Below are 12,896 nucleotides of genomic sequence, written 5' to 3'. Positions count from 1 at the left end.
GTCAGTAACAGATGTCCGAATAACGCCAATGATGGTCATTAACAATAGTAATTAAATGAAGGTAACAATAATGAAGGGTAGTATCTTTTCCGTGGTCATCCCAGTGATGTTGACTGCTGGTGTAGCAAATGCCGCTGAAATTTATAACAAAAACGGTAATAAACTGGATTTTTATGGCAAAGTTGATGTACGTCATCAATTCGCTAAAATTACCCAAAAATCAGATACATATCCTATATATAGTGAAGATGGTGATGCAAGCTATGTTCGTCTGGGTTTCAGAGGTGAAACCCAAATCAATAACCAACTGACCGGTTATGGTCGTTGGGAATACAATATTCAGGCCAACAAAGCTGAGGCAAATGATTCCGAAGGTAATCAAACCCGTCTAGGTTTCGCGGGTCTAAAATTGGCTAAATATGGTTCTCTAGACTATGGTCGTAATTACGGTGTTCTCTATGACGTCAATGCCTGGACTGATGTACTGCCAGTATTCGGCGCTGATTCCATGTCGCAAGCTGACACCTACATGACTAATCGTGCTACCGGTGTCTTGACTTATCGCAATACGGATTTCTTTGGCCTGGTTGATGGTCTGAACTTCGCCCTGCAATACCAAGGTAAGAACGACGAAGACAGCAAAAACAGCCGCAATTCACACAGTAAATACGGTAGTCGTAGTAAGCCCAACGGTGGTAGTAACGGTGACGGTTTCGGCCTCTCCGTTACTTATGATATCGGTAATGGTATCAGCGTAGGAGGAGCCTACTCCAATTCTGACCGCCCTATTACACATGAAAGACTCGTTACCTCTGTCGCTCGTGGTGAAAGGGCTGAGGCGTGGAACGTTGGGGCCAAATATGATGCAAACAACCTATATCTGGCTGCCATGTATGGCGAAACTCACAATATGACCTCTTTCGGCTACCAAGATATTGTCTCTGCAAAAACTCGTAATATCGAATTAACTGCCCAATATCAGTTGGATTCTGGTCTGCGCCCATCTCTGGCATATGTTCAATCCAGGGGAACAACTTTTTTCACTCATCAAGACTGGGTAAAATATCTCTCTATTGGCTCTTATTATAACTTTAACAAAAATTTGTCTGCCTATGTTGATTACAAAATCAACTTAGTCCATGACACCCCCTTCACCAAATATCTCGATGTCAATACGAATAACGCTGTGGGTATAGGTTTGGTATATCAATTCTAACAATCTGAAATGAATTAGGTAGATTAATAGAAAATCCAATTAACATGTGTATGGTGCTCACTTAAAGTGAGCACTACTTCTTCCAAGAAGAATCATTATCAGGTATCTGTTAAAAAATGATATGCAACACATCGACAAGCATATCAGTAAGTTACATATAAGAAATATGATTGATGAAATAAACACCACATTTTACTCTTTTTATTAAGATCAACAGGTAATTTTCTTCCGCCACTAACTTCGAGTCATTTTTCACTTTTTTGATCAACTGGACCAACCAGAGATTAAAAAATAATCTCTCATTTACATTTTGAAACACTTTATTTCACATTTTTACTAAATTTTCTTTTTTATAGCATTTTGTGAGTGGATAAAAATAACAACCAATGAAACACTTGACAGCGAAACAGACGACACTAAACTCTCACAAATAGTTCCGTAGATTTTTAAAGAATTATTTTTGGCAGTGGCAGGTGTCCGAATAACACCAATGAGGGTAATAATAATGATGAAACGCAATGTTCTTGCAGTAGTAATCCCAGCTCTGTTAGCTGCTGGGGCAGCAAATGCAGCTGAAGTTTATAATAAAGACGGCAACAAACTGGACCTATACGGTAAAGTTGAAGTCCAGCACAAATTCGCTAACAACAAAAGTGGCGAAGATGGCGATAACTCCTTCGCCCGTCTGGGTTTCAAAGGTGAAACTCAAGTTAATGACCAACTGACCGGTTTTGGCCGTTGGGAATACAATATCAAAGGTAACCGCGCAGAAGGTACTGACGAAGAAACCAAAACGCGTTTAGCTTTCGCTGGTTTGAAACTCTCTGACTACGGTTCACTGAACTACGGCCGTAACTACGGTGTGGTTTATGATGTCAACGCTTGGACCGATGTGTTGCCAGTATTTGGTGGCGACTCAATGGCGCAGACTGATAACTTCATGACCGGCCGTTCTACTGGTCTGTTGACTTACCGCAATACCGATTTCTTCGGTCTGGTTGATGGCCTGAATTTTGCCCTGCAATATCAGGGTGAAAATAGTGAAAACACGGCTAATAGCCGTATCAACCGTAAAGACAACGGTGATGGTTACGGTTTCGCTGCAACCTATGACGTAGGTTATGGTATTAGCGTCGGTGGTGCATACTCTAACTCTGCCCGTACTTCTGCGCAAAAAACTGCCTATGATATTGATACCAATAAAGGTTCTACTGCCTTGGGTGATCGCGCTGAGTCATGGAACATTGGTGCCAAATACGATGCCAACAACATCTACCTGGCTGCCATGTACGGTGAAACCCGTAACATGACCCGCTTCGGTGGAAAAGTTGGTGAAGATAATATGGAAAATATCGCTAACAAAACCCAGAACATCGAATTGACTGCTCAATATCAGTTCGATTTCGGTTTACGTCCATCTCTGGCATACGTTCAGTCCAAAGGTAAAAATCTGCTTGGTGACCTCGATCATGACGGGAAAGAATCCAACAGCCGCGATCTCGTAAAATATATCTCGGTCGGTACTTTCTACTACTTCAACAAAAACTTGACTACCTATATTGATTACAAAATCAACCTGCTGGATAGCAATGAATTCACCAGAGAGAGTGGTATCAACACTAATAACGTTGTTGGCGTAGGTATGGTTTACCAATTCTAATTACCGTTGGTAAATTAGATTTAGCTGAACAAGTTAAGCATCATGAAGAGAAAGCAGCGCTTAGGTGCTGCTTTTTTAGTCTTATGTTTTCTCTCTACTATTCCAACTTTTTCTCACTCCGCAAACTGCCTCACAAGATTATCTTCTTTTTACGACAAATAGTTGGCAAACCGTTTTAGCGGCGTTAACCTGACTACCCTTTTGGGCTTAACTCTGAGCTTTGGAATTACAAACATGTTTGAGAAAATTACCGCAGCGCCTGCCGACCCTATTCTTGGCTTAGCCGATAGTTTCCGTTCTGATCCTCGTACAAATAAAATCAACCTTGGTATCGGTGTCTATAAAGATGAAACAGGAAAAACTCCTGTTCTGAGTAGTGTTAAAAAAGCTGAACAATATTTGCTGGAAAACGAAACAACAAAGAATTATCTGCCGATTAGCGGTTTAGCTGAATTTGGCCGCGTAACTCAAGAATTACTGTTTGGCAAAGATCACCCAGTCGTCACAGATAAACGCGCCCGCACAGCACAAAGCCCAGGCGGTACAGGTGCTTTACGTATTGCTGCGGATTTCATTGCCAAACAGACTAATGCTAAACGCATTTGGATTAGCAACCCAACCTGGCCAAACCATAAAAACGTTTTTTCCGCCGCCGGTTTGGAAGTCTGTGAATATAAATACTATGACGCTGAAAAACACGCGCTGAATTTCGAAGACATGCTAGCAAGCCTGTCTGAAGCTCAGCCAGGTGATGTTGTTCTGTTCCACGGTTGCTGCCACAATCCGACGGGCATCGATCCAACCCCGGCACAATGGGCTAAGCTGGCAGAAATGTCTGCGGAGAAAGGCTGGTTGCCTATTTTTGATTTCGCTTATCAAGGATTTGCCAAGGGCCTGAACGAAGACGCAGAAGGCCTACGTATTTTTGCGAAAAATCATAATGAACTGATTGTTGCCAGCTCTTACTCCAAAAACTTTGGCCTATACAATGAACGTGTCGGTGCCTGTACTATTGTTGCTAGTGACAGTGATACAGCAGAAAAAGCATTTAGCCAAGCTAAAGCGATTATCCGTGCTAACTATTCCAACCCACCCGCTCATGGTGCATCTGTTGTCACTACCATTTTATCAAATGAAGATCTGAAAGCAGCTTGGGAACAGGAACTGACCACCATGCGCGAACGTATTCAGCGTATGCGTCAACTGTTTGTCAATACCTTGCAGGAAAAAGGGGCAAAACAGGATTTCAGCTTTATTATTAGCCAAAATGGTATGTTCTCATTCAGTGGCCTGACAAAAGAACAAGTAGAACGTCTGCGTGAGGAGTTTGGCATATACGCTGTCAGTTCCGGTCGTATTAACGTCGCTGGCTTGACGTTAGAAAACATGGCTCCACTATGTGAAGCCATTGTTGCAGTACTCTAAATTAACATTTACCTCACGATGAAAAGTCGCTGAAATTCAGCGGCTTTTATCATTCAGAAGATTCGATGTCCGACACAATTGTGATATTAATCTTATTGAGTACATCAGAATGAAGTTGAAATCCTTGAAGGGCCGATTAAACGTACCGGAGCAAACGGAGTCATTATGTCCGTTTATTTTCGTGATCTGGATCAAAATCTGACTGAAGTCTCCAACCAGTTATAGTTGCCATCAAACAACTATCAGCCAGCCCTCAAATTGACACTTATACCCTATGGATTTCAAGATGCATCGCGACGGCAAGGGAACGAATCCCCGGGAGCATAGATAACTATGTGACCGGGGTGAGTGAGTGCAGCCAACAAAGAGGCAACTTGAAAGATGATGGGTATATTGAATATAAACGCTACGCCACATCACCAACCTGATACTTCATCCTGTAAAAATGGATTAGTCTGCCGCTCATGACCTAGCGTCGACATTGGCCCGTGCCCCGGAATAAATTCATAATCATCACCAAGTGGCAGAAGTTTATCTTTAATTGAGTTAATTAACTGCCGGTGATTACCGCGTGGAAAATCACTACGCCCAACCCCTCCTTTAAATAAAACATCTCCCATATAAATCAGCTTATCTACATGATTCACAAACACAACATGCCCTGGTGTATGTCCCGGACAGTGCAATACAGATAAATCAACGCCCCCCACCCGCAGCTCATCACCTTCATTTAACCAGCGATCAGGTTCAAATGATGGACATTCTTCAATGCCAAACATCCGGCTTTGAGCTTGCAAGCCTTCGATCCAGAAAGCATCTTCCTGCTGTGGCCCGTAGACCGGCACATTAAAATGTTCAGCGACTTCCGCTGTTGCACCAACATGGTCAAAATGACCATGGGTCAATAAAATCTGAGTCAATTTCAGACCACGACGTTCTATCTCGGCGATCAGTTTTTCTGCTTCACCACCCGGATCAACAATTGCCGCTTCCTTACTCTCTTCATTCCAAATAAGGGTACAATTCTGCATAAAAGCAGTAACAGGAATAATTTGGTATTTCATTATTTCATTTACTCCATAGTCAAAACAAAATAGTTACTCACCAGATTACCACGTCCTGACGGGACCTGTATCAATATGAACGAAATTACTCTGTGGATAGTATCCTACCCCTCCCGCTTTCATTTTCAGAGCAGCCTTGCAGATACGACTAAGTTCAATACCTTCAATATGAAAATCCATCGCCCGCCCGTGAATATGGTAACTCTGTTTAGCCACGCCTTTACTTTGCTTGCGCAACTGATTGTTGGTTACCAGTGAACGATAACCAGAAATGAGTTGTACAGGCTTATTAATCCCTATCATCATTTGCAGCAAATAAATCTGATCAAATAATTTAGGATCAATAGTCTTAACTCTATTTTGACGGTAATCTCGAAACAGATGATCCAAACGGGCCAGCTCTTCTTTGTTGTAACGATAGCCGTCAAAAAATTCAGCTTTAATCGTTTCACCCGTATGTAAGTTGTCAAAACGTAAAATTCGTGGACGTGGAGTGGCCAGAGTCGCAAAAGTATACCCCGGCAACAAACTCAAGCCTAAAGCAGCGGCTCCCGCACTAAGCCACTTGCGGCGATTATGATCGATTATATCCATGAAGAAACATCATACCCAAATTATAGAAACAATAGGCCAACTGGTCACTATGACAATTAATAACAAAAATTAGTTGCATTTAGTTTTGTAAAGGTAACAACTTTGACAAAAACTGGGTACCTTGTCTCACACTATTGTCGTAGTCATAAATATCGGTACGGTACTGAGGTACCCCCTGCTCATCTACCCAAGCAGTTAAATAATGCAAATAAACTGGAATACGCTGTGGGATGTTAACATAAACGGTATTACCCTGTTTCAGGGTATTATTCACTTTACTCTGATGCCAACCTACATCTTCCAATAACATACTTGCTAATTCTGAAGCCTTGTTAACCCGCACACAACCAGAGCTGATCGCTCTAATGTCTTTGTTAAACAGGTTATGGTTCGGCGTATCATGCAAATAGATAGCATCAGAATTTGGCATATTAAATTTATAACGGCCTAATGAGTTAGTCGGCCCCGGAGCTTGCCATATTCGATAAGGAAAGTTAGCAGGCGTAATCACGTTCCAATCAATAGTGTAAGGGTCGATTACACTGGCATCAGCACGCCAATTTGAAAAGATAACGTATCCTCGCCGTTGAAAATATCCGGGATCATCAACCGCCCGTGGTGCGATATCTTTTCTTGCCAGGCTAGTTGGCACACTCCAGGGAGGATTAATCACCACATTATTCAACACACTACTCATAATGGGTGTCTTACGGCTTGGGCGACCAACGATCACTTTCGAGTCCAATACTTCCTGATCATTAAGATAATAATGCAATGAATAATCGGGAATATTGACCATAATTCCTGTGGACACATATCCTGGGATAATACGTAAACGCTGGATATTAAGCGCCATCAATCCTGCTCTGGTTTGAGGAGAAGTATTTAGCCAATCTCTTGTGCGTTTACCGATTACACCATCCGGTGCCAACCCTTGCCAATGCTGGAAATTTCTCACCGCAGTCACCAGTTCAGGATCGTAGATATTATCTGATTGAGTTGTCAGTTCGCTCAACATACCAAGACGAATAAGTATTTCCTTCAACACAGCGACATCAGCGCTATTCTGTCCCGGTTTTAGCGCATTTTTGTCAGAAAGCTGTGGCCACGGTTTACTATCAGCCAGTTGTTTCATCATCTCCTTGCGCATATTTTCATATTGAGGATGTTGTGGTGCCAATGCTGCGATATAAGCGGCCACATTGTGATTGATAATAGCTTGCTGCCACTGATCTATAACGACTGGTGAAGGTAATACAATTTTGTATGGTATTTTGTATGGTATAGTGCGATAGAGCCAGCGTTGGCCCTGATGGCCGACATCTGAGACAAATTGTAAATAACCTAGCATAGCATCCGATAAGATGAGATCACGTCCCATCTGACTCAATTGAGCATCATTGAGTTCAATCAGCCATTGACCAAATTGCGGCTGAAACCCAGCCAAGGCCAGTTCTGAAAGTTGCTGTTCAAAGCATTGAACCGCGAGTTTATCTTGCCACAAAGGTTGCATCTGGTTAGAGGAGTACAAACTAACCAATCGGTCAAAGAAAACGGGCTTAATTTGTGCTGGTATCCAACTTCGCAGCATCTTACGGCGTTCTGTTTCTGAAATTGTAGCAGTTTGAATTTGTACTTGTTCAGGTGTTGTTGTCTCAGATATCTTTTCAATCTGCATTTTTGGCAGATTTTGAATATCACCTTCAATAAGCCTATTCTGATGATTAGCTAAAGCATATCCAGCTATTACCGATGTGCTACAAATAACCGAAATACACAGTGGCTTTATCGCTCTTTTTACCATATCAACATCCCCACCTTCATAACATTCTCATGAGTTAATTTTAATTATGACAAATTCAAACTCTAATCAAAGAAAAACAACAAGTTATTTACATTGTAAACTATTTACTTACAAAGGAAATATAATAAGCCATCACCAACCAAGCCAAAAAGACGCCAAAGCGTTTCGTCTATACCCTATGGATTTCAAGATGGATCGCGACGGCAAGGGAGTGAGCATAGATAACGATGTGACCGGGGTGAGCGAGTGCAGCCAACAAAGAGGCAACTTGAAAGATGACGGGTATATATCCAAGGCATTCAAACCGCTTCCTTAATTCAACAGAAAGACCTACCTGATAACAGGCAGGCCCTTAATTCAACGCTATTCCTATGATAATTTCTGAACGATAATTTCTGATTTACTACATCTGGTTTACTACAGCGCGACTATCATGATGAAGAAGTGCTATCACATGAGGAAGTACCATATGTAGCGAGAAATGACTGAACAGCAATGGCAATTCGCTGAGATTGCTCCTCTGGAGTAGGTAAACCAATGCCCAAAGTAGCCTTAAGCCTTGGCGTTCCAATGATGCCATCGATAAACACCTCTGCGGAGATTTTTGGGTCTACTATGTTCAATTTTCCCTCCTTCATCTTTCGTACCAGATATTCGACAAGAAAATCTACTATCTTTTTGACACCCTTTTCATAATAGATTTTACCTAATTGCGGAAAACGTTGGGCCTCCAGAGTGACCACCCGGTAATTTGCAATCATTGTTTCTGAAAGAATTACCGTGAAAATTTCCTCTGCAAAAATGGTTAATGCTTTCCCAATATCTGGCTCGGGGTTCATGGTCTTGTCCAGACCGCCCTCAACTTCTTCTATTCTCTGCTTAACAACAGCGACTAACAGCTCTTCTTTAGAAGGAAATCGACTATAATAGGTTCCCTTCGAAGCATTAGCACGTTTCGCCATCTCATTGATACTGGCACCATCAAAACCCCGTTCTGCAAATACCTGAGCAGCAATCTTTAACAGCTCGTTAACTCGTTCTCCTGAAATTCTAGAGTACGAACGGGTTCTTTTGTGATCTGTTTGGGCTTTAGGTGTATTTGTCATGTAAAAAACCTAAATTTTTATTGGTACCGAACGGTACGGTATACTATTATTAAGACTATAGCAGTAACACAACCGATGGCTGTGATCAAATGGTCCTGGCCAGCTACAGTCACCATGATTCTTTCAGAATCACATCGTACTACTTATGGAGAAAAAAGAAATGAACGTTGGAATAATTGGCTCAGGGATTGGTGGAGCATGCCTGGCACATGGCTTGCGCAAAAACGGAATAAAAGTAAAAGTCTATGAACGAGGCTCTGCCACATCATCCATACTTCCCGGTTATGGAATTTACGTCGATACATTCGGCCAGCAAGCAATGCAGGAATGCCTCCCAGAAACCAACTGGCTAACCTTTAAAAAGATTTCAAAGCCTGTTGGTGGACAGACAAGATTCTATGATGAACATCTACGTCTTCTTCTCGCAGCTCAGAGAGATATCCATCAGGAGGATGGACAGATCATTACCGAAGATCGGATGTCAATCAGCAGATCTGAACTTATAGAAGTACTAAACGATGGGCTCTCAGATACCGTTCAATGGAACAAAACGTTCGAGCGTTATGAACACATGCAAAACGGTAAAGTCAGGCTTTTTTTCACCGATGGAAGTCACGAAGATGTTGATGTTCTTATCGGTGCAGATGGAAGCAATTCAAAAGTACGCAAGCAGTACCTCCCCGCGATAAAAAGGCTTGATATTGGCGTCACGCTCACCGTTGGACGTGTGCGCCTTACCCAAGCTCTTGCTGCCTCATTGCCTCCATATTTGCTGGATGGGTCGCCCAACAATATCGTGCCTAAAAGCTCTGGTGGATTGTTTGTCTCTCTATGGCGTGCTCCAATCAATACCCAGGTAAAGGCCACATCGACAGAAATTGGTGATTTTGTCATGTGGGCCTACGCAGCAGCAACGAATAGCTATCCGAATACGATTACCGATTTTCCCGCGGAATCTCTGTGTGATCTGATCTGTACCCGTATTGCTGCATGGGACCCGAACCTGCATACCCTGATTAAGCAGAGTGATATGGAAAACATCTCTGTGATTCCGTTACGCAGTATGGAGCATCTCTTACCCTGGCGTTCCAGCGCTGTCACTCTACTTGGCGACGCTATTCACAACATGACGCCAATGGTAGGAATGGGAGCAAACATAGCGCTTCGAGACGCACTTTTACTCACACAGACGCTAACTCGCGTAGCATCTGGTCATGAAGACTTAATCAAGGCGATTTCAGATTATGAACAACAAATGCGGACATATGCTAATGAGGCCGTTGAGATTTCGTTACGTACCGCGCTAAATGCAGCCGATCGCTCAATGATCAAGCGAATACTGTTTCGAACTGTACTTCGGGTTGCACAAACTTTACCGCCAATAAAGCGAGTGTTATTCCCGATAACAAAATCTGCGCAACACCCGGGAAAAATAAAATTAGGTACTACACATTCTTTTAGTAGTACGCAATAAAGAGGCTTTCACTTTACCTCCAGATAATTTAAATGAACGATTAGCAAAGAATTTGCGGTAATATTGCGTCGGCTCAAGAATAGAGTCTGGTTTTGGTAAACCGGTGAGAACTTCTTTTTGAAAAATAAAGACTTAATCAGGGAGATACGATTATTTTCTATCGAATCGACCGTAAGATTTTTGTCTAAAAAAATAATAAAAAATCCATGCCCGGATTACTTGATAGGTTTTTGCCAAATTTACAATGGCTTAATTCTATATTATCCGGGCTACAAAAACTTATGAAATTATATATTTTTAAATGGTAGATTCACATAATATACCATACCATAACATCACACCTTTAAATACGTGGTTTGAATTCACAATACCCATTACTTTGTAAGCACAAAACATTCATATTGTAACGACCATTCATAAACCCGGAAACTTCACAAATTTCTGTCACCATTCTTCCCGGTTCCATTGCGATCTTTTCTATTACCACCACCAGATTCACACTTTTGGCGATCATCCAACCGATAGTATCAGGAGTAAAACCCTGTGCAGTCTCATCTTCATAAATGTAATGCGCCAGTTTTTGTAGCCCCTCTTCAGATGAATTAGCATGCATTGTTGTTACCCCTCCAGGGTGGCCGGAATTCCAGCTCTTGAGCAAAGTATAAGCTTCACCGCCGCGAATCTCCCCCACTACAATACGATCTGGACGCAAACGCATCGTAGTCCGCAACAAACGACGCATATCCACATCTTGACTAGTGCGTAACAGCGCTCGGTTAGCATTGTTAAGCTGTAATTCCATCGTATCCTCAATCGCCACGATACGGTCATGCGGGCATTGCAGACTAATCTCGTACAAAATAGTATTAGCTAGCGTCGTCTTCCCACTGCCGGTACCCCCAACGATTAGAATATTCTTACGCATAACCACGGCTTCGCGAATTGCTTCAATGGGATGTTCAAAACTGCGTTTATAGCTCGCTATCCCGGATACCAACCGCATGGCGGTAATGCCTATCGGTTTAATAATGCCGCTTTTGCGGTAATCAGACAGCGATAATACCACCGGAGAGTGTTTACGAATGGCAATAGTCGGCGCATTTGCCAGCGGAGGCAAGACACCGGCAATACGCGCACTCCCCAACGGAAATTCCCCTTCAATGAGGCCCATATCAGTCCCAATATCCGATTTTTGCAGTGCTGCCGAAATCAGTAAAATCCGCTCTGACGCCTCTACCGGAAAATCAGATTGCGCTTCACTCATGCCTTGGTTATACGATTCAATCCACAATTTTCCATCAGGATTAATCATTATTTCCACCACATCCTTGTCATCAAGCGCTTGGAGGATAATCGGTCCGCAAGCTCTTCTCAGCTCATCCAGCACTTTCTCGCGACATGCACGAGTTTCAGTTTCCATGTCTTGGCGAATTTTCATCAGTTAGCCTCGACATTAAACAGAGGGCAGAGAGAGCGACTGCTCAATGGCATTCTCAATGCCAGACACCGCGGTAACCACCAGCATCAACATACCACCGATCATGAGGATCGAAACGAACAGGAACCCACGCGTCACGATCTGGACTTTAATGATCGTTTCATCCAGCCAGTGCCGTGCGAACTTTGCCATTGACTGATCAAATCCCTGTAACCGTGACAACAACCGCAGATAACTGATCGCCTCATTATCAGGAAAACGGTAACCGGTATCGCGCAACGCCTCACCAAAACCGGTCCCTATTGAGATGTGTTCAAGCGTGGCAGCGATACGCACATACAGCCAGCGTGAACCCGCCTGTTCCAGCAGCAATTCTAGTGCCGATTGCAACATCATCCCTGAACGGATCAACAACGATACATTCAGTATAAACATACTGCCATGAATGGTTCGGTACAGTGACCACGGTGGAAACCGGTCAAGTCCCGTTCGCAATCGTCCCCCAAGAAAAGGTAACGATAATGCTACTAACATGAACAATATCACCAGGAATATCAGTGAATACAGCCCATAGTCATTAACAAATGTTCCCATCAAATATAGGGTATAAGCCGCACCATCCCAAGTTTCTGGCTTGGAAACCGCAGCCAATTTCGGTACCAGACTGCCTGCTACAATGTGCAACAATACACATATCATCCCAATGAGTACCGCAGGATAAATAGATGCACCAATAACCGCACGACGAATTTTACTACCCGCTTCGATCATGGCGATCGCATCCGTGAAAGCACTACGTATATCACCGGAGCGCTCACCCGCGGCAATCACCGCCACTTCATTAGGACCAATCCATTGTTGCAAACTCTCTGACAAGGTGCTGCCCTGACTCACAGATTCATAACAACTACTCAACACCAACGCATAACCACCGTTAGGCTTATGGCCTTCATTGCTGGCAACATTGTACATTTCACGTAATGCATCAATCAGCATGACACGATTCTCTAGCATCATAATAAGATGCTCATAGAAACGGGCCCGCACTTTCTTACTGAACTGTATCTTCGCCATTCGATAGTTCAGTCTTGCAACAAAATCGGTCATTGACATAT

At 42.9% G+C, this 12,896-nt stretch carries 11 protein-coding genes; 5 read left to right on the top strand and 6 right to left on the bottom strand.

What is annotated here, in order from left to right:
- Positions 1-70: 70 nt before the first annotated feature.
- The 3 genes from AAC155_RS15610 (at position 71) to AAC155_RS15600 (ending at position 4,301) form a co-directional block, all read left to right on the top strand.
- Entirely contained in the window at positions 71-1,216 is a 1,146-nt protein-coding gene (locus AAC155_RS15610; RefSeq protein ID WP_113043230.1) for a porin, read from the top strand.
- Between the two features lie 505 nt (positions 1,217-1,721).
- On the top strand, positions 1,722-2,876 hold the full coding sequence (gene ompC / locus AAC155_RS15605) for a porin OmpC (RefSeq protein ID WP_271859138.1): 1,155 nt from the start codon (positions 1,722-1,724) through the stop codon (positions 2,874-2,876).
- Positions 2,877-3,110: 234 nt separating this feature from the next.
- On the top strand, positions 3,111-4,301 hold the full coding sequence (locus tag AAC155_RS15600; RefSeq protein ID WP_113043229.1) for an amino acid aminotransferase: 1,191 nt from the start codon (positions 3,111-3,113) through the stop codon (positions 4,299-4,301).
- Positions 4,302-4,717: 416 nt separating this feature from the next.
- Here AAC155_RS15600 and AAC155_RS15595 read toward each other — a convergent pair whose 3' ends face one another.
- From AAC155_RS15595 to ldtD, 3 genes are all read right to left on the bottom strand, one after another.
- Entirely contained in the window at positions 4,718-5,365 is a 648-nt protein-coding gene (locus AAC155_RS15595) for an MBL fold metallo-hydrolase (protein ID WP_113043228.1), read from the bottom strand.
- A gap of 45 nt (positions 5,366-5,410) precedes the next feature.
- A complete protein-coding gene (locus AAC155_RS15590; protein WP_113043227.1) occupies positions 5,411-5,959 on the bottom strand; it encodes a YcbK family protein in 549 nt (182 codons plus the stop codon).
- A gap of 79 nt (positions 5,960-6,038) precedes the next feature.
- Positions 6,039-7,763 carry a L,D-transpeptidase gene (gene ldtD, locus AAC155_RS15585; RefSeq protein ID WP_113043226.1) on the bottom strand — a complete coding sequence of 575 codons (1,725 nt, stop codon included), beginning with the start codon at positions 7,761-7,763 and terminating at the stop codon, positions 6,039-6,041.
- Between the two features lie 190 nt (positions 7,764-7,953).
- Here ldtD and AAC155_RS15580 point away from each other — a divergent pair, with 190 nt between their 5' ends.
- Entirely contained in the window at positions 7,954-8,079 is a 126-nt protein-coding gene (locus AAC155_RS15580) for a hypothetical protein (protein ID WP_262405169.1), read from the top strand.
- 115 nt (positions 8,080-8,194) lie between these two features.
- Here the strand turns inward: AAC155_RS15580 and AAC155_RS15575 are convergent, their stop codons facing one another.
- Complete coding sequence (locus AAC155_RS15575) at positions 8,195-8,869, bottom strand: TetR/AcrR family transcriptional regulator (RefSeq protein WP_113043225.1); 675 nt, start codon at positions 8,867-8,869, stop codon at positions 8,195-8,197.
- A 160-nt stretch (positions 8,870-9,029) separates the two neighbouring features.
- On the opposite strand from AAC155_RS15575, the gene AAC155_RS15570 reads away from it, so the two are divergent.
- Entirely contained in the window at positions 9,030-10,343 is a 1,314-nt protein-coding gene (locus AAC155_RS15570; RefSeq protein WP_113043224.1) for an FAD-dependent oxidoreductase, read from the top strand.
- Positions 10,344-10,686: 343 nt separating this feature from the next.
- Here the strand turns inward: AAC155_RS15570 and AAC155_RS15565 are convergent, their stop codons facing one another.
- The gene (locus AAC155_RS15565; RefSeq protein WP_113043223.1) at positions 10,687-11,781 is read right to left on the bottom strand and encodes an ATPase, T2SS/T4P/T4SS family; all 1,095 of its coding nucleotides are present in this window, start codon (positions 11,779-11,781) and stop codon (positions 10,687-10,689) included.
- A 15-nt stretch (positions 11,782-11,796) separates the two neighbouring features.
- Positions 11,797-12,888 carry a type II secretion system F family protein gene (locus AAC155_RS15560; protein WP_229015575.1) on the bottom strand — a complete coding sequence of 364 codons (1,092 nt, stop codon included), beginning with the start codon at positions 12,886-12,888 and terminating at the stop codon, positions 11,797-11,799.
- Positions 12,889-12,896: the final 8 nt, after the last annotated feature.

Source organism: Photorhabdus sp. HUG-39, from assembly GCF_963878365.1.
GTDB classification, from domain to species: Bacteria; Pseudomonadota; Gammaproteobacteria; order Enterobacterales; family Enterobacteriaceae; genus Photorhabdus; species Photorhabdus kayaii.
The sequence above is the reverse complement of the archived record's forward strand: the minus strand, read 5'-3'. Positions and strand labels throughout refer to the sequence as shown.

Excerpts from the sequence above, each read along its gene's own strand:
- AAC155_RS15610 (WP_113043230.1), top strand. The coding sequence starts at position 71 with ATGAAGGGTAGTATCTTTTCCGTGGTCATCCCAGTGATGTTGACTGCT.
- ompC (WP_271859138.1), top strand. The coding sequence starts at position 1,722 with ATGATGAAACGCAATGTTCTTGCAGTAGTAATCCCAGCTCTGTTAGCT.
- AAC155_RS15600 (WP_113043229.1), top strand. The coding sequence starts at position 3,111 with ATGTTTGAGAAAATTACCGCAGCGCCTGCCGACCCTATTCTTGGCTTA.
- AAC155_RS15595 (WP_113043228.1), bottom strand. The coding sequence starts at position 5,365 with ATGAAATACCAAATTATTCCTGTTACTGCTTTTATGCAGAATTGTACC.
- AAC155_RS15590 (WP_113043227.1), bottom strand. The coding sequence starts at position 5,959 with ATGGATATAATCGATCATAATCGCCGCAAGTGGCTTAGTGCGGGAGCC.
- ldtD (WP_113043226.1), bottom strand. The coding sequence starts at position 7,763 with ATGGTAAAAAGAGCGATAAAGCCACTGTGTATTTCGGTTATTTGTAGC.
- AAC155_RS15580 (WP_262405169.1), top strand. The coding sequence starts at position 7,954 with ATGGATCGCGACGGCAAGGGAGTGAGCATAGATAACGATGTGACCGGG.
- AAC155_RS15575 (WP_113043225.1), bottom strand. The coding sequence starts at position 8,869 with ATGACAAATACACCTAAAGCCCAAACAGATCACAAAAGAACCCGTTCG.
- AAC155_RS15570 (WP_113043224.1), top strand. The coding sequence starts at position 9,030 with ATGAACGTTGGAATAATTGGCTCAGGGATTGGTGGAGCATGCCTGGCA.
- AAC155_RS15565 (WP_113043223.1), bottom strand. The coding sequence starts at position 11,781 with ATGAAAATTCGCCAAGACATGGAAACTGAAACTCGTGCATGTCGCGAG.
- AAC155_RS15560 (WP_229015575.1), bottom strand. The coding sequence starts at position 12,888 with ATGACCGATTTTGTTGCAAGACTGAACTATCGAATGGCGAAGATACAG.